At 67.5% G+C, this 18495-nt stretch carries 18 protein-coding genes; all 18 read left to right on the top strand.

Annotated elements, in window-relative coordinates:
* The first annotated feature begins 22 nt into the window (after positions 1 to 22).
* The 18 genes from rho (at position 23) to murA (ending at position 18098) form a co-directional block, all read left to right on the top strand.
* A complete protein-coding gene (rho, locus tag ABZ552_RS31955) occupies positions 23 to 2011 on the top strand; it encodes a transcription termination factor Rho (protein WP_357441620.1) in 1989 nt (662 codons plus the stop codon).
* Between the two features lie 634 nt (positions 2012 to 2645).
* Complete coding sequence (gene rpmE / locus ABZ552_RS31950) at positions 2646 to 2876, top strand: 50S ribosomal protein L31 (protein ID WP_039796334.1); 231 nt, start codon at positions 2646 to 2648, stop codon at positions 2874 to 2876.
* An 81-nt stretch (positions 2877 to 2957) separates the two neighbouring features.
* Positions 2958 to 4028, top strand: a complete 1071-nt coding sequence (gene prfA / locus ABZ552_RS31945) for a peptide chain release factor 1 (RefSeq protein ID WP_281875230.1) — start codon at positions 2958 to 2960, stop codon at positions 4026 to 4028.
* Between the two features lie 25 nt (positions 4029 to 4053).
* The gene (gene prmC / locus ABZ552_RS31940) at positions 4054 to 4932 is read left to right on the top strand and encodes a peptide chain release factor N(5)-glutamine methyltransferase (protein ID WP_281875229.1); all 879 of its coding nucleotides are present in this window, start codon (positions 4054 to 4056) and stop codon (positions 4930 to 4932) included.
* Between the two features lie 555 nt (positions 4933 to 5487).
* A complete protein-coding gene (locus ABZ552_RS31935; protein WP_281875228.1) occupies positions 5488 to 6156 on the top strand; it encodes an L-threonylcarbamoyladenylate synthase in 669 nt (222 codons plus the stop codon).
* The gene (locus tag ABZ552_RS31930) at positions 6153 to 7310 is read left to right on the top strand and encodes an MraY family glycosyltransferase (protein ID WP_063022915.1); all 1158 of its coding nucleotides are present in this window, start codon (positions 6153 to 6155) and stop codon (positions 7308 to 7310) included. Before ABZ552_RS31935 ends, ABZ552_RS31930 begins: the two co-directional genes overlap by 4 nt.
* 11 nt (positions 7311 to 7321) lie before the next feature.
* Positions 7322 to 7777 carry a hypothetical protein gene (locus ABZ552_RS31925; RefSeq protein ID WP_281875227.1) on the top strand — a complete coding sequence of 152 codons (456 nt, stop codon included), beginning with the start codon at positions 7322 to 7324 and terminating at the stop codon, positions 7775 to 7777.
* Between the two features lie 268 nt (positions 7778 to 8045).
* On the top strand, positions 8046 to 8894 hold the full coding sequence (atpB, locus tag ABZ552_RS31920; RefSeq protein WP_236566627.1) for a F0F1 ATP synthase subunit A: 849 nt from the start codon (positions 8046 to 8048) through the stop codon (positions 8892 to 8894).
* 78 nt (positions 8895 to 8972) lie between these two features.
* On the top strand, positions 8973 to 9221 hold the full coding sequence (locus tag ABZ552_RS31915) for an ATP synthase F0 subunit C (RefSeq protein ID WP_039796339.1): 249 nt from the start codon (positions 8973 to 8975) through the stop codon (positions 9219 to 9221).
* A 5-nt stretch (positions 9222 to 9226) separates the two neighbouring features.
* Positions 9227 to 9787, top strand: a complete 561-nt coding sequence (locus ABZ552_RS31910; RefSeq protein ID WP_195088333.1) for a F0F1 ATP synthase subunit B — start codon at positions 9227 to 9229, stop codon at positions 9785 to 9787.
* Between the two features lie 19 nt (positions 9788 to 9806).
* Positions 9807 to 10616 (top strand): F0F1 ATP synthase subunit delta, encoded by an 810-nt coding sequence (locus ABZ552_RS31905; RefSeq protein WP_357441616.1) that lies wholly within the window; start codon positions 9807 to 9809, stop codon positions 10614 to 10616.
* Positions 10617 to 10669: 53 nt separating this feature from the next.
* Positions 10670 to 12307 carry a F0F1 ATP synthase subunit alpha gene (gene atpA / locus ABZ552_RS31900; RefSeq protein WP_281875225.1) on the top strand — a complete coding sequence of 546 codons (1638 nt, stop codon included), beginning with the start codon at positions 10670 to 10672 and terminating at the stop codon, positions 12305 to 12307.
* A gap of 132 nt (positions 12308 to 12439) precedes the next feature.
* Positions 12440 to 13411: a F0F1 ATP synthase subunit gamma gene (locus ABZ552_RS31895; protein WP_063022903.1), complete on the top strand. Its 972-nt coding sequence runs from the start codon at positions 12440 to 12442 to the stop codon at positions 13409 to 13411.
* A 76-nt stretch (positions 13412 to 13487) separates the two neighbouring features.
* Positions 13488 to 14936, top strand: coding sequence for a F0F1 ATP synthase subunit beta (atpD, locus tag ABZ552_RS31890; RefSeq protein WP_281875224.1), 1449 nt, complete (start codon positions 13488 to 13490; stop codon positions 14934 to 14936).
* 6 nt (positions 14937 to 14942) lie between these two features.
* Complete coding sequence (locus ABZ552_RS31885; RefSeq protein ID WP_159839198.1) at positions 14943 to 15320, top strand: F0F1 ATP synthase subunit epsilon; 378 nt, start codon at positions 14943 to 14945, stop codon at positions 15318 to 15320.
* Positions 15321 to 15566: 246 nt separating this feature from the next.
* On the top strand, positions 15567 to 15989 hold the full coding sequence (locus tag ABZ552_RS31880; RefSeq protein WP_195088340.1) for a DUF2550 domain-containing protein: 423 nt from the start codon (positions 15567 to 15569) through the stop codon (positions 15987 to 15989).
* A 51-nt stretch (positions 15990 to 16040) separates the two neighbouring features.
* Positions 16041 to 16622 (top strand): cob(I)yrinic acid a,c-diamide adenosyltransferase, encoded by a 582-nt coding sequence (locus ABZ552_RS31875; protein WP_357441613.1) that lies wholly within the window; start codon positions 16041 to 16043, stop codon positions 16620 to 16622.
* A gap of 216 nt (positions 16623 to 16838) precedes the next feature.
* Positions 16839 to 18098 carry a UDP-N-acetylglucosamine 1-carboxyvinyltransferase gene (gene murA / locus ABZ552_RS31870; protein ID WP_159839192.1) on the top strand — a complete coding sequence of 420 codons (1260 nt, stop codon included), beginning with the start codon at positions 16839 to 16841 and terminating at the stop codon, positions 18096 to 18098.
* Positions 18099 to 18495: the final 397 nt, after the last annotated feature.

Below are 18495 nucleotides of genomic sequence, written 5' to 3'. Positions count from 1 at the left end.
TGAATCCGGACAGATTTCGAAGATGAGCGAACACACCGACGTCGCACGATCGGGGCTGACTGGAATGTTGTTGCCGCAGTTGCGCGCGCTTGCGGGGGAGCTCGGTATCCGAGGCACCTCCGGAATGCGCAAGGGCGATCTGATCGCCGCCATCAAGGAAAATCAGGCCGCCGGAAAGGCGGCGAAGGTGGAGAAGCCCGCCAAGGGCGAGGCCAAGTCCGCGGTAACCGCCGAGGCCGATGCCCCCGCGAAGGCCGCCGCTGCGGCGCAGCCGGCGCCGGCCAAGGCCGAGCAGGCGACCCTCGACGTGACGCCCGCGGCTTCGGCCGCGCCCGGCGAGGCTCCCGCCCCGGCGAAGACGGCCCCCGCCGATTCCGCGCCCGCGAACGCGCCCGAGTCGGCGTCGGCGCAGGCCGCCGAGACCACCGAGGAGTCCGGCCGGGAGAGCGGCCAGCGTGGCCGCGGCCGGCAGCGGCGCGGCCGTGACCAGGCGCGATCGGCGACCGACACCGCGCCCGCCGAAACCCGTGCCGACGAGCCGAAGCAGGACGCCGAACAGGGCGGCGAGCGCCGCCGCGAGCGTGGCCAGGGCGAACGGCAGAGTGAGCGTGGCCAGGGCGATCGGCAGAGTGAGCGTGGCCAGGGCGATCGGCAGAGTGAGCGTGGCCAGGGCGATCGGCAGAGTGAGCGTGGCCAGGGTGAGCGTGGCCAGGGCCAGAACCAGAACGGCAGCGCGGGCGGCCGCGGCGGCGACGACGAAGAAGGCGGTCGCGGACGGCGTGGACGCCGCTTCCGGGAGCGTCGTCGTGGGCGTGACCGCGAGACCGGCGGCGGCGAGTCCCGCGAGCTGGAGATCCGCGAGGACGACGTGCTCCAGCCGGTCGCGGGCATCCTCGACGTGCTGGACAACTACGCCTTCGTCCGCACGTCGGGCTACCTGGCCGGGCCGAACGACGTCTACGTGTCGATGAACCTGGTCCGCAAGAACGGCCTGCGCCGCGGTGACGCGATCACCGGCGCGGTGCGCGCGCCGCGGGACGGCGAACAGTCCAACCAGCGCCAGAAGTTCGATCCGCTGGTGCGGCTGGACACGGTCAACGGCGGCGACGTCGAGGCGGCCAAGCGGCGTCCCGAGTTCGGCAAGCTCACTCCGCTGTACCCGAACCAGCGCCTGCGGCTGGAAACCCAGCCGAACAAGCTGACCACCCGGGTGATCGACCTGATCATGCCGATCGGCAAGGGCCAGCGCGCCCTGATCGTGTCGCCGCCGAAGGCCGGTAAGACCACGATCCTGCAGGACATCGCGAACGCGATCGCGACCAACAACCCCGAGGTCTACCTCATGGTGGTGCTGGTCGACGAGCGTCCCGAAGAGGTCACCGACATGCAGCGTTCGGTACGGGGCGAGGTCATCTCCTCGACCTTCGACCGGCCGCCGTCGGACCACACCTCGGTCGCCGAACTCGCCATCGAGCGCGCCAAGCGCCTGGTGGAGATGGGCAAGGATGTCGTCGTGCTGCTCGACTCGATCACCCGCCTCGGGCGCGCGTACAACAACTCCTCGCCCGCTTCGGGCCGAATCCTTTCCGGTGGTGTGGATTCCACCGCGCTGTACCCGCCCAAGCGGTTCCTCGGCGCGGCGCGCAACATCGAGAACGGCGGCTCGCTGACGATCATCGCCACCGCGATGGTCGAGACGGGTTCGACCGGTGACACGGTGATCTTCGAGGAGTTCAAGGGCACCGGCAACGCCGAGCTCAAGCTGGACCGCAAGATCGCGGAGCGCCGGGTGTTCCCCGCGGTGGACGTCAACCCGTCCGGTACCCGCAAGGACGAGCTACTGCTCAGCCCCGACGAGGCGGCGGTACTGCACAAACTGCGCCGCGTACTGTCCGGCCTGGACTCGCACCAGGCGATCGATCTGCTGATCGACCGTCTGAAGAAGTCCAAGAACAACCTCGAGTTCTTGATGCAGGTGAGCAAGACCGCGCCGGGTGCGCTCGACGAATAGGGTTTGGCTCGTCTGCCTCTCCGGAGTGCCAACGGCCGAAAGGGTCCCGCCGTAGCGGGACCCTTTCGGCGTTCGTGGGGCGAAGAAAGCGTTTCCTATCGTCGCGGCGCCACAGATCAGGACACCGAGGATGAGCGCGCACGGCCTGGGATCGGGATCGGGGGCGGGTTCCGGAGTCTGGATGTACACGGCGTTCGCCGGCGCCGGATAGTGCGCGTCTGCGGGGAGGGCGGACAAACCGACAGCGACCGCGAGAGTCAGCAGAACGAGAATCGCGGACGCGATCCGGATGTTCACGGGGTCTCCTTCCTGTCTCGGCACGCCGATGTGCACCAGGTACGCAACTCTATGAACGAATTTGTTCGCATTCCTGAGTAGCGGACTACCCGACTTCAGCGTCCCGGAGGCGGCGCGGATTCGCGTGCCCGGACTTCCAGGGGCGCGAACGGCGGGGGATTACGCGGGGCGGGAACAAACCGCGCGCCGGGGGCGTTTTGGGAGCGTAACGGCCGTTCTGGCATACTGATCGGTCGTTGCGTCTGCTCAGGTGAGCAGAGCTCCCGCCTAGTCGGTTCCGGTTCACGCTTCGCGCGTTCGCGCGGGCGACCCGGCGACCACAATCGAGAGGACATCCATGAAGGCAGGAATTCACCCGACGTATGTCGACACCACGGTCGTCTGTGGTTGCGGCAACACCTTCCAGACTCGCAGCACCAAGGAGTCGGGACACATCACCGTCGAGGTCTGCTCGCAGTGCCACCCGTTCTACACCGGCAAGCAGAAGATCCTCGACACCGGTGGCCGCGTGGCCCGCTTCGAGGCCCGCTACGGCAAGCGTGCCGGCAAGAAGGCCGACGCCAAGTAGCTTCCTCGCCGACGCCCGGTCCTGCTGCGCAGGCCGGGCGTCGGTGTTTTGTATGGACAGGGACCAGGAGAAGGAAGCACCGTGACGCAACCGTCCGCCATCGACGACATTCTGGCCGAGTACGCGGGCCTGGAGACGCAGCTGGCCGATCCGTCGCTGCACAACGATGCGGGCGCCGCGCGCCGGGTCGGCAAGCGGTTCGCCGAGCTGGCCCCGGTCATGGCCACCTACCGCAAGCTCGAGACGGCGCGCGACGACCTGTCCGCCGCCGAGGAACTCGCCGCTGACGACGCCACCTTCGCCGCGGAGATCCCGGAGCTGAAAAGCCAGGTCGAGGAGCTGGAACAGGCCCTCGCCGACCTGCTGGCCCCCCGCGACCCGCACGACGGCGACGACGTCGTGCTGGAAGTGAAGTCCGGTGAGGGCGGCGAGGAGTCCGCGCTGTTCGCCGCCGACCTGGCCCGCATGTACGTGCGGTACGCCGAGCGCCACGGCTGGAAGGTCGAGATCCTCGACGCCGCTCTGTCGGACCTGGGCGGCTACAAAGAGGCGACGCTGTCGATCAAGAGCCGCGACGCGGCGCGCGACGGTGTCTGGTCGCGCTTCAAGTTCGAGGGCGGCGTGCACCGGGTGCAGCGTGTTCCGGTGACCGAATCGCAGGGCCGCATCCACACCTCGGCGGCCGGCGTGCTGATCTACCCGGAGCCCGACGAGATCGAAGAGGTGCAGATCGACGAGTCCGATCTGCGCATCGATGTCTACCGCTCCTCCGGCAAGGGTGGGCAGGGCGTCAACACCACCGACTCCGCGGTGCGCATCACCCATCTGCCCTCCGGCATCGTGGTGACCTGCCAGAACGAGCGTTCCCAGCTGCAGAACAAGGCCCGCGCCATGCAGGTGCTCGCGGCCCGGTTGCAGGCGCTGGCGGAAGAACAGGCCGATCAGGAGGCGGCGGCGGGCCGCGCCAGCCAGATCCGCACGGTGGACCGCTCCGAGCGGATTCGCACCTACAACTTCCCGGAGAACCGCATCACCGACCACCGGATCGGTTTCAAGGCGCACAACCTCGACGCCGTGCTCGACGGGGATCTCGACGCGCTGCTGGACGCACTGGGGAAGGCGGATCGCGAAGCGCGTATGGCCGCGGAGTGATCACCTTTCGGGCAGAGTCGCTGTCATGTCTACGACCCGAGTCGCGCTGCGCCCCGTCCTCAACGACGCCATCGAGACGCTACGGACCGCCGGAGTGCACAGTCCCCGCGCCGACGCCGAGCACTTGGCCGCGCACGTTCTCGGCGTGGAGCGGACCCGGCTGGCGCTGAGCCCGCTCGTGTCGCCGGACGAGCTGGACGAGTTCCGCGCGCTGGTCGACCGCCGGGCGCGGCGGATACCGTTGCAGCACTTGACCGGAACGGCCGTGATGGGCGCGCTCGACCTCGCGGTCGGCCCCGGCGTCTTCGTGCCGCGCCCGGAGACCGAGTTGCTGTACGCGTGGGCGCTGGCGCAGTTGGAAGCGCTGCCGCACGATCACGCGCCGATCGTCGTCGATCTGTGCACCGGGTCGGGGGCGCTCGCCCTCGCTCTGGCCCATGCGCGCCCCGACGCCGAGGTGCACGCGGTCGAACTCGATGCCGCCGCCCTGGTCTGGGCGCGGCGCAACGCCGACGACCGGATCGCCGCGGGCGATACTCCCATCACGCTCTATGCCGACGACGCCACCGATCCCGCGCTGCTCACCGATCTGAACGGCCGGGTGGACGTAGTGGTGTCCAACCCGCCCTACATCCCGGAGGGGGCGCGCCTCGACCCCGAGGTGGCCGAGCACGACCCGTCCGTCGCCCTGTTCGGCGGCCCCGACGGCCTGTCCGTCATCCGCGAGATGATCCCGAACATCACCAGACTGCTGCGCCCCGGCGGCGCCACCGCCATCGAGCACGACGACACCAACGGCTCCGGCGTGGCCGCCCTCCTCACCGCCACCGGCGCCTTCACCGACGTCGTCGAACACCCCGACCTGGCAGGCAAACCACGCTTCGTCGCCGCCACCCACACGTGAGCGGAGTGTTTTTTCGCGCGGTCTCTCGCCATGGCGCACGAATCCGTGCGGTCCTTCCCGGCGCATGTGCTGCCGCCCACGTCCATTCCTCTGACTGCGGCGTCCTCGGACGACCGCGCCGCCGGATGCAGCGACACGAGGATGCCTGCCGGACTACGAGGCTGTCCTGTGCGGCACCGCCTGAACTGCGTGCGCGAAACTTGTCGCGACCGGTCGCTGTGCCAGAAACAGGCGCACCGCGTAGGCGCGGCCTCCGCGCGGCACTGTGCAACTGAACAACGGCGGGGCCTGCTCGAAAACGAGGGCGTGCGGTGCGGCGGAGTGCGGATTCCGGCATGGTTCCGAGCTGAAGATCGCATCGAGAATGCTCCCGATGCGCGGCGACAGCCGCCGCATCCCACGTGACGACTGATTTCGTAAGCACATGGGTAACTCGCCGGGCACGCCCGGAACTCGCTCGGCACCCGACGCAAGACCTGAACGCAACTCTCGTTTCACCCCACTAGTACGGCCTGAGTTCTCGGGGAGGCGGCCCAGCATGCCAGGATGGTTGCCGTGAGTACCGTCTACGACTGCGCGGATCCCGACTCGCGCGCCGCCGGACTGTCCGCAGCCACCAGCGCCCTGAAATCCGGACGACTGGTCGTGCTGCCCACCGACACCCTGTACGGGCTGGGCGCCGACGCGTTCGATTCGACCGCGGTGAGTGCGCTGCTCGCGGCCAAGCGCCGCGGCCGGGACATGCCGGTGCCGGTGCTCGTCGGTTCCTGGCACACCATCGACGGCCTGGTGTTCTCGGTGCGCCCGCAGGCGCGCGAGCTGATCCAGGCGTTCTGGCCCGGCGGTCTGAGTCTCGTTGTCCAGCAAGCGCCTTCGCTCGCCTGGGATCTCGGCGACACCCGCGGGACGGTGATGCTGCGGATGCCGCTGCACCCGGTCGCCCTCGAATTGTTGCGTGAGGTGGGTCCGCTGGCGGTGTCCAGCGCCAACGTGTCCGGGCAGCCGCCCGCGAAGACCGCGGCCGAGGCCCGTGACCAGCTCGGCGAGCTGGTGAGCGTGTACCTCGACGGCGGCCCGGCCGAGCACGCGGTGGCCTCCACCATCGTCGACCTCACCGCCGACCAGCCGCGCATCCTGCGCGTGGGCGCGGTGCCCGTCGCCGACATCGCCGAGGTGCTCGGCATGTCGCCGGAAGCGCTCAGCGGCGCCGCGCAGCTCGGATGATGGGTTCGAGCGCTGTCGTCCCGCTCCGGGAGCTGCTCGTCGTGCTGCTCATCTCCGCGGTGGTGACGTTCCTGGCCACCGGCGGGGTGCGGGTACTGGCGATCGGCTTCGGCGCGGTCGCCGTGCCGCGTGACCGGGACGTGCACGTCAAACCGATTCCGCGGATGGGCGGCGTCGGCATGTACATCGGCGTGGTCGCCGCGGTGCTGTTCGCCCATCAGCTGCCCGCGCTGCGCAGCGGCTTCGACTACAAACCCAACATCCCGATCGCCGTGCTGGTGGCCGCCACGGTCATCGTGCTGGTCGGGATCGTGGACGATCGCTGGGGCCTCGACGCGCTGACGAAGTTCGCGGGCCAGGTGACGGCGGCGGGGGTGATGGCCGTCATGGGATTGGGCTGGTACGTCATCTACAACCCGTTCAGCAACACCACGGTCGTGCTGGACGGATTGCAGGGCGGACTGGTCACGGTCGCGGTCACCGTCACCTTGGTCAACGCCATGAATTTCGTCGACGGTCTCGACGGCCTCGCGGCGGGACTGGGCTTGATCGCGGCGCTGGCCGTCTTCGTGTTCTGCCTGGGCCTGATGAACGAGCAAGGCGGCTCGGTGGACACCTATCCGCCCGCGTTGCTGGCCGCCGCGCTGGCCGGCGGATGCCTCGGATTCCTGCCGCACAATTTCCAGCCGGCGCGCATATTCATGGGCGACTCGGGCTCGATGCTGATCGGCTTGATGCTCGCGGCGGTGTCGACCGGCGCGTCGGGGCGAATCCCGCTGCAGGGCTACGGCCCGCGCGACATCGTCGGTCTGCTTTCGCCGTTGTTGCTGGTCGGCGCGGTGATGTTCATTCCGGTGCTCGACCTGTTGCTCGCCATCGTGCGCCGGGTTCGCGCGGGCGTGAGTTTCTCGACGCCGGACAAGATGCACTTGCACCACCGTTTGCTGCAGATCGGTCATTCCCACCGCCGCGTGGTGTTGCTGATCTATTTGTGGGTCGGTGTGCTCGCCTTCGGCGCGGTCGGCACGTCGCTGATGGATCGCAGGCTGGTCGTCTTGCTGATGGCGGGCGGACTGGTTTTCGCGTTGGTGATCACCGCCATTCCGGGGCTGCGGCGTGGGGACCCGGCGGGCGACGGATCGGCGTCCGGGTAAAGTCGGCGGCTGTGAGCTTCACACCCCGACCCGTTCCCGGCCCCGACGCGCCGTTGCGCGCCGCGCTGCGCTACGGACTGATCGGCTTGGGCGTGCTGGTGGTCCTGGCCGTCGCGCTCGGCGCCGCCGTCTCGGGTGTCGCCGGCGTATGGGGTGCGGTGCTGGGCGCCGCGATCGGCGGCGGCTTCATCTTGACCACCGCCGCCGTGGTGCTGTTCGGCGCGAAACTGCCGCCGAGCACGGCTGGTCTGGTCATGCTGGTCAGCTGGGTGCTCAAGATCCTGGTGGCGCTGATCGTCGTGGCGGTCCTCCAGCGATTCGACTTCTACGACCGGGTCGTGTTGTTCCTGACCGTGGTCGGTGCCTTGATCATCGTGCTCGGCGCGGAGACGTACGGCGTTGTCCGCCAGAAGGTTCCGTACGTGACGACGACGGACTCGGAGTCCGCCTCCGGTACTCGGGAGTAACGAAAACCCCCACCCCCTACACGCTGTCGTAGATGACTTGGTAAAGTATTGGTAAGCAAGCGACCAAGTCGGGGATCAGTGAGGGGTCACCGCCGAGATCCCCTGCATGGGCCGCTATGCTTACTGCCGTGCCGGGCTCCGAGGGGTGTTCCGGTTCTGCATGTCGACGAATGTCGCCGACACACGTACAGACGCCGGGTGGATGCGAACCACCGCACAGCTGCTGACGAACTTCGAGCCGACCTGAGTCGACCCAAATTGATCGTCAATGTCCGATCGAACCGCGGGAATGACCGTACCCGCGGCCCGAACACGGGAGAGAACGCTGAGCGTCACCACTCTGGCGGCCGAGTTCCATGCGCCGTCGCTTACCGACTTCTTCCCTCCAGCTGTGCTGTTCGAGGGAACGCCGTTCGAACTCGATCGATTGATGCTGATCCGGATTCTGATGACGGCCGTTCTCGCCGTCGTGATGGTGCTGGCATTCCGCTCGCCGCGGATCGTTCCGCGCGGCCTGCAGAATGTCGCCGAAATCGGCCTGGTCTTCGTCAAGGAGCAGATCTGTGACGAGGTCCTCGGGAAGGAATCGGGACGGAAGTTCTTCCCGCTGATCGCGACGATCTTCTTCACGGTCCTCTTTCTGAACTTCTCGGGTGTCGTTCCGGGGTTGAACATCTCCTCGAACGCCCGAATCGGCATGCCGCTGGTGCTGGCCGTCATCGCGTACCTGACGTTCAACTACGTCGGTATCCGGAAGTACGGATTCCTCAACTACATGCGCAGCAGCATCGTCGTTCCGAACGTTCCCGCCGCACTGCACGTGCTGCTGATTCCGATCGAGTTCGTCTCCACCTTCATCCTGCGCCCGTTCACGCTGACCGTCCGACTCATGGCGAACATGCTGGCCGGCCACATCATGCTGGTGCTGTTCTTCAGCGCGACCTGGTTCTTCCTGTTCGACGCCGCCGCGTGGATGAAGGTGTTCTCGCCGTTCTCGCTGCTCGCGGGACTCGGTTTCACGCTCTTCGAGCTGTTGGTCATCTTCCTGCAGGCCTACGTGTTTGCGCTGCTGACCGCCGTATACATCGGACTCGCACAGCACGCGGCCGATCACTGACCTGACCGACACAAATACCGGAAACCTGCTACACCACGCCGACCGGCGGGTGAGCAACAGAAAGGGAATGGAAGACTCATGAGCCTCGCTTACCTGGCCCAGGAAGCCGCCACGAACGAGAGCACCTTCAAGGGCCTGGGCGCCGTCGGCTACGGTCTCGCCGCGATCGGCCCCGGCATCGGCGTCGGCATCGTCGTCGGTAAGGCCATCGAGGGCATCGCGCGTCAGCCTGAGCTGCAGGGCACCATCCGGACCAACATGTTCCTCGGTATCGCGTTCACCGAGGCGCTGGCCCTCATCGGTCTCGTCGCCGGCTTCATTTTCTGATTCCGATGTACGAGTCAGTTTTGCTCGCGGCGGCGGAAGGAGAGGAAGTGAATCCTCTCGTCCCCGAAACGTACGACATCGTCTGGTCGATCGTCTGCGTCGTCATCATCGGGTTCTTGTTCTACAAGTACGTGATCCCGCGCTTGATGAAGACGCTCGACGAGCGTTCCGAGAAGATCGAAGGCGGCATCGCTCGCGCGGAAGCCGCGCAGGAAGAAGCTCAGCTCACCCTGCAGCAGTACCAGCAGCAACTGGCCGACGCCCGGCTCGAGGCGGCGCGTATCCGTGAGGACGCGCGCACCCAGGGCCAGGAGATCCTCGCCCAGATGCGCTCGGAGGCCCAGGCCGAGGCCGACCGCATCATCGCGGCGGGCCACACCCAGCTGGAAGCCCAGCGCCAGCAGATCCTGACCGAGCTGCGCCACGAAGTCGGCCGCACGGCCGTCGACCTGGCCGAGAAGATCATCGGGCAGTCGGTGTCCGACGAGGCCAAGCAGGCGGCCTCGATCGACCGGTTCCTCGACGAGCTCGACCAGACCGACGCAGGCATCGGGGTCGGAAGGTAACGACGCGAAAGTGAGAAGCATGTACGCAGCGAGCCGCGAGGCCAGTGCCCGGTCTCGGGAGGCGCTTCGGGCCGCTCTGACCGGAAGCGACAGTGCTGCGGCCACGACGGGCTCGGAGCTGTTCGCCGTTGTCGCCGTGCTGGACGACCAGCGTTCGCTGCGTGTCGCGCTCGCGGACGTGTCGGTGCCGGGTTCCGCGCGCGCGGAACTCTGCGAGCGGGTCTTCGGCGGCAAGGTCAGCGCTGCCACGCTGGCAGTGCTGACCACCGCGGTGGCCGAGAACTGGTCGCGCACTTCCGATCTGGTGGACACCCTGGTGCTGCTCGGTCAAGAGGCGTTGCTGGAGTCGGCGGCCCAGCGTGGCCGGATCGAGGCGGTCGAGGACGAGCTGTTCCGGCTCGGCCGGATCATCGGCGACAACCCCGACTTGGAGCAGGCGCTGTCGGATCGTTCGCAGCAGGCTTCGGCCAAGAGCGAACTGATCCAACGGCTGCTCGCGGGCAAGACGGAGCCCATCACCTCGACGCTCGCGGAGCAGGTGGTGACCAGGCAGCGGTCGGGCATCAGCGCCGCCTTCGACGAGCTGTCCGACCTCGCGGCGGCGCGCCGCGATCAGATCGTCGCGCACGTGCGCGCCGCGATCGGGCTCACCGAGCAGCAGCGCGACCGGCTGGCCGCCTCGCTGCGGCGCATCTACGGCAAGGCGACCACGGTGCACATCCAGGTCGACCCGAGTTTGCTGAGCGGAGTCGTGGTGCGCGTCGGTGACGACGTGATCGACGGCAGCGCCATCGGCCGACTGGAGAAGATGCGCCGGGCCCTCACCTAGCGCGCTTCCACCACACCCGACATTCAGACCCAGACAGCGAGAGCAGGAAGAACATGGCGGAGCTGACGATCTCCTCCGACGAGATCCGTAGCGCGATCGAGAGCTACACCAAGAGCTACACCCCCGAGACCTCCATCGAAGAAGTCGGTGTGGTCACCGACACCAGTGACGGCATCGCGCACGTCAGCGGCCTGCCTTCGGCGATGGCCAACGAGCTGCTCGAGTTCCCGGGCGGCGTGCTCGGCGTGGCGCTGAACCTCGAGGACCGTGAGATCGGTGCGGTCATCCTCGGCGAGTTCGCCGAGATCGAGGAGGGCCAGGAGGTCCGCCGGACCGGTGACGTGCTCTCGGTTCCGGTCGGCGACAAGTTCCTCGGCCGCGTGGTGAACCCGCTGGGCCAGCCGATCGACGGCCTCGGCGAGATCGAGTCCGAAGAACAGCGCGTGCTCGAGCTGCAGGCCGCGACCGTGCTGGAGCGCCAGCCGGTCGAGGAGCCGCTGGCCACCGGCATCACCGCGATCGACGCGCTGACCGCCATCGGCCGCGGCCAGCGTCAGCTGATCATCGGCGACCGCAAGACCGGCAAGACCGCGGTCTGCATCGATGCGATCCTGAACCAGAAGGCCAACTGGGAGACCGGCGACCCGACCAAGCAGGTGCGCTGCATCTACGTCGCCATCGGCCAGAAGGGCTCCACCATCGCGGGCGTGAAGGCCGCGCTGGAGCAGCACGGCGCGCTGGAGTACACCACCATCGTCGCCGCCCCGGCCTCCGACTCCGCCGGCTTCAAGTGGCTGGCCCCCTACACCGGTTCGGCCATCGGCCAGCACTGGATGTACCAGGGCAAGCACGTGCTCATCGTGTTCGACGACCTGACCAAGCAGGCCGAGGCCTACCGCGCCATCTCGCTGCTGCTGCGTCGCCCGCCGGGCCGCGAGGCCTACCCCGGTGACGTCTTCTACCTGCACTCCCGGCTGCTGGAGCGTTGCGCGAAGCTGTCCGACGAGCTGGGCGCCGGCTCGATGACCGGTCTGCCGATCATCGAGACCAAGGCCAACGACATCTCGGCGTTCATCCCCACCAACGTCATCTCCATCACCGACGGCCAGGTCTTCCTCGAGTCCGACCTGTTCAACAAGGGCGTCCGTCCGGCGATCAACGTCGGTACCTCGGTCTCCCGCGTCGGTGGCGCCGCCCAGACCAAGGGCATGAAGAAGGTGGCCGGTTCGCTGCGCCTGGAGCTGGCGCAGTACCGCGAGCTGGAGGCGTTCTCCGCGTTCGCCTCCGACCTGGACGCGGCCTCGCTGGCCCAGCTCGAGCGCGGCGCCCGCTGGGTCGAGCTGCTCAAGCAGGACCAGTACTCGCCGGTGCCGGTGGAGGACCAGATCATCTCGATCTACCTGGTCGATCGTGGCCACTTCGACTCGATTCCGGTCGCCGACATCCGCCGCTTCAACGCCGAACTGCTCGAGGAGCTGCACCGCAGCGCCGCCGACGCGTTCAAGGCGATCGAGGGCGGCAAGGTGCTCGACGGCGAGGCGGCCGAGCAGGTCGAGGCGGCCACCAAGAAGTTCCTGGGGACCTTCCTCACCTCCGACGGCACCCCCGTGGTGAACGAGGCCGAGGCGGGCCAGCTCGACCACGAAGAGGTCGAGTCGCTGTCGGTGACCCGCAAGCACGTCGAGAAGTAACGCGAGCCGGCAAATGCGCTATTCGATCCGCGGTATCCGCGACGGGCACGAAGGAGGACGCGTGCGCGACCTCCTCGTGTCCCGCGGATGCCGCCCATTCCACGCAGCGAATGAAGGGAGTGTGAACCGCTGATGGCAAGCTTGCGTGAATTGCGCTCCCGCATTCGTGGTGTGAATTCGATCAAGAAGATCACCAAGGCCCAAGAGCTGATCGCGACCTCGCGCATCTCCAAGGCCCAGGCCAGGGTCGCGGCCGCGAAGCCGTACGCGGAGGAGATCACCAAGGTCCTCAGCGAGCTGGCGAGCGCGTCGAAGAACCTGTCGCACCCGCTGCTGACCGAGCGCCCCAACCCGCGCCGGGCGGCCGTGCTGGTGATCACCAGTGACAGCGGCATGTGCGGTGGCTACAACTCGAACGTGCTCAAGCGCGCCGAAGAGCTGATGACCACCCTGCGTGACGAGGGCAAGGAGCCGGTGCTCTACGTCATGGGCAACAAGGGCCTGACGTACTACGCGTTCCGCAACCGCTCCTACGTGTCGGCCTGGACCGGGTTCTCGCAGCAGCCGAAGTACACCGATGCTTCGTCCGCCTGCCACCACCTGGTCGACGCCTTCATGGCAGGCTCCGACGGAGCGGTCCCCGCGCCGAACGGGACGGGTGACATCGCCGGTGTCGATGAGCTGCACGTCGTGTACACCCGCTTCGTCTCGATGCTGACGCAGACCCCGGAGGTGCGCCGGTTGGCGCCGATCCAGGTGAGCTACGTCGACGAGAACTTCGACCTGGGTGAGGACATCGTGTCGGATTCACCGACCGCGGACGTCCACGCGCAGTACGAATTCGAGCCCGACGCCGATGTGCTGCTGGCGGCGCTGCTGCCGAAGTACGTCAACACGCGCATCTACGCGTCGTTGCTCGAGGCAGCGGCATCCGAGTCAGCGGCTCGGCGCACCGCAATGAAGGCCGCCACCGACAACGCCAACGAGCTCGCGAGCGTGCTCCAGCGCGAGGCGAACTCGGTGCGTCAGGCCCAGATCACGCAGGAAATCAGCGAAATCGTCGGCGGCGTGAACGCGCTGGCGTCGAGCTCGGACCGCGACTAAAGCGCCACGCGGCCGGAGCGACGGGCACGAAGGGCCCCTCGAAGGCCGCACATCGACACGGAGAGAACCAACACCAATGACCGCAGCTGTCACTCAAGACAACACGAGCCGGACCGGCGGCGCCGCAGGCCGCGTCGTCCGGGTCATCGGCCCCGTCGTGGACGTCGAGTTCCCGCGCGGAGCCATCCCCGAGCTGTTCAACGCTCTGCACGCCGAGATCACCCTGACCTCGGTGGCCAAGACCCTGACCCTCGAGGTCGCCCAGCACCTCGGCGACAACATCGTGCGCACCATCTCGATGCAGCCGACCGACGGCCTGGTCCGCGGCGCCACCGTCACCGACACCGGCAAGCCGATCTCGGTGCCGGTCGGTGACGTCGTCAAGGGCCACGTCTTCAACGCGCTGGGCGACTGCCTGGACACCCCCGGCCTCGGCCGCGAGGGCGAGCAGTGGGGCATCCACCGCAAGCCGCCGTCGTTCGACCAGCTCGAGGGCAAGACCGAGATCCTGGAGACGGGCATCAAGGTCATCGACCTGCTCACCCCGTACGTGAAGGGTGGAAAGATCGGTCTGTTCGGTGGCGCCGGCGTCGGCAAGACCGTTCTGATCCAGGAGATGATCACCCGTATCGCGCGGGAGTTCTCCGGTACCTCGGTGTTCGCCGGCGTCGGCGAGCGCACCCGTGAGGGCACCGACCTGCGCCTGGAGATGGAGGAGATGGGCGTCCTCCCGGACACCGCCCTCGTCTTCGGCCAGATGGACGAACCGCCGGGCACCCGTATGCGCGTCGCCCTCTCGGCGCTGACCATGGCCGAGTACTTCCGCGACGTGCAGCACCAGGACGTGCTGCTGTTCATCGACAACATCTTCCGGTTCACCCAGGCCGGTTCCGAGGTGTCGACCCTGCTCGGCCGCATGCCCTCCGCCGTCGGTTACCAGCCCACGCTGGCCGACGAGATGGGTGAGCTGCAGGAGCGCATCACTTCGACCCGTGGTCGGTCCATCACCTCGCTGCAGGCCATCTACGTGCCCGCCGACGACTACACCGACCCGGCTCCGGCGACCACCTTCGCCCACCTCGACGCGACGACCGAGCTCTCCCGCCCGATCTCGCAGAAGGGCATCTACCCGGCCGTCGACCCGCTGACCTCGACCTCCCGCATCCTGGAGGCCTCGATCGTCGGCGACCGGCACTTCCGGGTGGCCAACGAGGTCAAGCGGATCCTGCAGAAGTACAAGGAACTGCAGGACATCATCGCCATCCTCGGTATGGACGAGCTGTCGGAAGAGGACAAGGTCCTCGTCGGCCGCGCCCGTCGTCTGGAGAAGTTCCTCGGCCAGAACTTCATCGTGGCCGAGAAGTTCACCGGTCAGGTGGGTTCGGTCGTGCCGCTGGAACAGACCATCGACGACTTCGACCGGGTCTGCAAGGGCGAGTTCGACAGCTACCCGGAGCAGGCCTTCAACAGCTGCGGTGGTCTCGACGACGTCGAGAAGGCCGCCAAGAAGATCCTCGGGAAGTAGTCACCGATGGCGGAAATGTCAGTCGATCTCGTCGCGGTCGAACGACTGCTCTGGTCCGGCCAGGCAACGTTCGTCAGCGCGCAGACCACCGAGGGCCAGATCGGCATCATGGCCGGTCACGAGCCGTTGCTTGGCCAGTTGGTCGAGGGCGGCACAGTGACGATCGTGGATACCGACGGTCAGCGCGTCGTCGCCGCGGTGCACGGCGGCTTCTTCTCGGTCACCGCGAACTCGGTTCGGGTGCTGGCCGAGTCGGCGGAATTCGCCGACGAGGTGGACGTCGAGGAGGCCCGCCGGGTGCTGGCCGACTCCGACGCCAGCGAGGAGCAGCAGCGGGCCGCTCAGGCTCGGGTGCGCGCGGTCGAGCAGACCGCGAACGCGTAACCAACAACCTGTCATCGAGAACAACTGCTGTCGGCGGTGAAGCCTTCTTCACCGCCGACAGCGTCTTTCAGGCGAGTCGGACACGGCCGGGCCATTTGTAAACTCGGGGCCGTGATTGAATGGCCGCACGCGATGTGAGCATCGGGCTCGGAGGCGCAAAGCCGAAAGCCTGTCCACATCGCCGATCGATTGCCGTGTGCACGACACGGCGGCGGAGCGAAGGGACGTACGGCATTGCAAACCGGGATGGTTCTGCTGATCATTCTGGTGCTCACGCTCGTGTTCCTCGCGCTCGCCTCGACGTATCGCCTGATCATGCTGCGGCGCGGCGGAACTGCCGCGCTCCTGCGTGTCCTCCCCGCTCGCGGCGGCCAGGGGTGGCGGCACGGATTGATGCGTTACGACGAGGATCGTCTCGTATTCTTCAAGCTCACGAGCCTGAAACTCGGCCCGGACTCCACCATTCGGCGCCAGGGCATCGAGATCGGGGATCGCCGCGGCCCGCGCGGCGACGAGTACGACATCATGACCGACGACATCGCCGTGATCGCGGTGTCGGACCGGGCGGGCGACTTCGAATTGGCGCTCGATCGCGACTCCTTGACCGCCTTTCTCTCCTGGGTGGAATCCCGCCCATCCGACCGCACCCGCCGGATGCCCGGCCTGTAGCAGGCACCTGGGCCGACGGCTCAGCCCGGCCGCGCCCGCTAGGGTTGTGCTGTGAGCGTGCATTTGACCCGGATCTACACCCGGACCGGCGATGACGGGACCACGGGATTGAGCGACTTCTCCCGGGTCGCGAAGACCGACCCACGCTTGGTCGCCTACGCCGACTGCGATGAGACGAACGCCGCCATCGGTGTCGCGATCGCGCTCGGCGGGCCGGACGAATCGCTGCTCACCGTGCTGCGGCAGATACAGAACGATCTGTTCGACGCCGGAGCCGACCTCTCCACACCCGTGGTGGCCGAGCCCAAGTACCCGCCGCTGCGAGTCACTCAGCCTTACATCGATCGTCTCGAGGCATGGTGCGACGAGTTCAACGCAGGCCTGCCCGCGCTCGATTCGTTCATCCTCCCCGGCGGTACGCCGCTGGCGGCATTGCTGCACACCGCCCGTACGGTCGCTCGTCGCGCGGAGCGTTCGGCATGGGCCGCGATCGAGGCGCATCCGGACGACACCGAGGTCCTGCCGGCCAAGTACCTCAATCGCCTGTCCGACCTGCTGTTCATCCTGAGCCGGGTGGCCAACCCCGGCGGCGATATCCTGTGGAAACCCGGCGGGGGACGGCCGGACGCCTGAACACCCGGCAGTGCCGGGCGAGTACCCGAGCGATCACGGGGTATGGCCCAGCAGGGTGGCGAGGTCACCTCGTTCACCGCAGAACGCCCATCTCGCGGCACTCGCTCCAACGGCGAATACGTCCGGCGGCGAGGGGAGTCGTGGAGAGGCGGCACCGTAGTGCGCCGCCCCAACTATCCTTGCACCAACAGTGCGCCGAATACGCGGAGAGGCGGCATGGAACGGTTTTTGGTTACCGGCGGAAATCGACTCGTCGGTGAGGTCACGGTGGGGGGCGCCAAGAACAGCGTCCTCAAACTGATGGCCGCTGCGCTGCTCGCCGAGGGCACCACCACGATCACGAACTGCCCGGACATCCTCGACGTGCCGCTGATGGGCGATGTGCTGCGCGGCCTCGGCTGCGACGTGGCCATCGACGGCGGGGTGGTCAGCATCACCACGCCCGCCGAACCGAAGTACCACGCGGACTTCCCCGCGGTGACGCAGTTCCGCGCGTCGGTATGCGTGCTGGGTCCGCTGATGGCGCGGTGCAAGCGCGCCGTCGTCGCGCTGCCCGGTGGTGACGCCATCGGTTCCCGTCCGCTCGACATGCACCAAGCCGGTCTGCGCCTGCTCGGTGCGACCAGCGAGATCGAGCACGGTTGCGTGGTGGCCAGGGCCGACGAGCTGCAGGGCGCCCGGATCCGCCTCGACTTCCCCTCGGTCGGCGCGACCGAGAACATCCTCATGGCGGCGGTGCTCGCCGAGGGCGAGACGGTGATCGACAACGCCGCGCGCGAACCCGACATCGTCGACCTGTGCAACATGCTCGTCCGGATGGGCGCGCGGATCAGTGGTGCGGGCACGTCCGTGCTCACCATCCAGGGGGTCGAGCGCCTCGCGCCGACCACGCACCGTGTGATCGGCGATCGCATCGTCGCCGCGACATGGGGCATCGCCGCGGCGATGACCCTCGGGGACATCCGCGTCACGGGCGTGAACCCCAAGCATCTGTCGCTGGTGCTGGACAAGCTGCGGTCGGCCGGCGCGCGCATCTCGTTCGAGCAGGACGGCTTCCGTGTGGTCCAGGCCGAGCGCCCGCGCGCGGTGAACTTCTCGACCCTGCCGTTCCCCGGCTTCCCGACCGACCTGCAGCCGATGGCCATCGGGCTCGCGTCCATCGCGGACGGCACCTCGATGATCACCGAGAACATCTTCGAGGCGCGCTTCCGATTCGTGGAGGAGATGATCCGGCTCGGCGCCGACGCGCGCACCGACGGCCACCATGCGGTGGTGCGCGGTATTCCGCGGTTGTCGAGCGCTCCGGTGTGGTCGTCGGACATCCGGGCCGGCGCGGGCCTGGTCCTCGCGGGCCTGGTTGCCGACGGGACCACCGAAGTGCACGACGTCTTCCATATCGACCGCGGGTACCCGAATTTCGTCGAGCAGTTGCAGGCGCTGGGTGGCGATGTCACGCGCGTCGGCGTGACGGATTGAGTGCCGCCGCGTTCCTGTCGGCGGCAGGTAACAAACGTGTTCGTGAAAACGCGTGCTGACCAGGCGATTTGACATGATGCACGCAGACACGTAACTTATTCCAAGTCAGAGCGACACGGACACCGACCCGGGGCCCAGGAGCTGAGCGGAAACGCTGAGTGAGAGGCCAGGGAAACGAGGTAGGACGAGGAGCGCCTGACGATCACACTAGCTCGAACGAGACCCTGGTTTGCAACTGGGATCGCGGCTGAGCTAAGCTGGAAAAGTTGCTTCACCGATCAATCGGCTCAAACCGGGCGATGGTGTGTGCGTGTGTTCTTTGAGAACTCAATAGTGTGTCGATGAATGTCAGTGCCAAATGTTTTTTTGGTTCCGGCTCTTCCGCTCCCCGTGTGGA

The sequence above is a fragment of the Nocardia sp. NPDC019219 genome (assembly GCF_040632645.1).
Taxonomy (GTDB): Bacteria; Actinomycetota; Actinomycetes; order Mycobacteriales; family Mycobacteriaceae; genus Nocardia; species Nocardia sputorum.
This window is presented reverse-complemented; position numbering and strand designations above follow the sequence as displayed.

Excerpts from the sequence above, each read along its gene's own strand:
- ABZ552_RS31895 (WP_063022903.1), top strand. The coding sequence starts at position 12,440 with ATGGCAAGCTTGCGTGAATTGCGCTCCCGCATTCGTGGTGTGAATTCG.
- atpA (WP_281875225.1), top strand. The coding sequence starts at position 10,670 with ATGGCGGAGCTGACGATCTCCTCCGACGAGATCCGTAGCGCGATCGAG.
- murA (WP_159839192.1), top strand. The coding sequence starts at position 16,839 with ATGGAACGGTTTTTGGTTACCGGCGGAAATCGACTCGTCGGTGAGGTC.
- ABZ552_RS31910 (WP_195088333.1), top strand. The coding sequence starts at position 9,227 with ATGTACGAGTCAGTTTTGCTCGCGGCGGCGGAAGGAGAGGAAGTGAAT.
- ABZ552_RS31880 (WP_195088340.1), top strand. The coding sequence starts at position 15,567 with ATGGTTCTGCTGATCATTCTGGTGCTCACGCTCGTGTTCCTCGCGCTC.
- atpB (WP_236566627.1), top strand. The coding sequence starts at position 8,046 with ATGTCCGATCGAACCGCGGGAATGACCGTACCCGCGGCCCGAACACGG.
- rho (WP_357441620.1), top strand. The coding sequence starts at position 23 with ATGAGCGAACACACCGACGTCGCACGATCGGGGCTGACTGGAATGTTG.
- rpmE (WP_039796334.1), top strand. The coding sequence starts at position 2,646 with ATGAAGGCAGGAATTCACCCGACGTATGTCGACACCACGGTCGTCTGT.
- ABZ552_RS31915 (WP_039796339.1), top strand. The coding sequence starts at position 8,973 with ATGAGCCTCGCTTACCTGGCCCAGGAAGCCGCCACGAACGAGAGCACC.
- ABZ552_RS31885 (WP_159839198.1), top strand. The coding sequence starts at position 14,943 with ATGGCGGAAATGTCAGTCGATCTCGTCGCGGTCGAACGACTGCTCTGG.
- atpD (WP_281875224.1), top strand. The coding sequence starts at position 13,488 with ATGACCGCAGCTGTCACTCAAGACAACACGAGCCGGACCGGCGGCGCC.
- ABZ552_RS31905 (WP_357441616.1), top strand. The coding sequence starts at position 9,807 with ATGTACGCAGCGAGCCGCGAGGCCAGTGCCCGGTCTCGGGAGGCGCTT.
- prmC (WP_281875229.1), top strand. The coding sequence starts at position 4,054 with ATGTCTACGACCCGAGTCGCGCTGCGCCCCGTCCTCAACGACGCCATC.
- ABZ552_RS31930 (WP_063022915.1), top strand. The coding sequence starts at position 6,153 with ATGATGGGTTCGAGCGCTGTCGTCCCGCTCCGGGAGCTGCTCGTCGTG.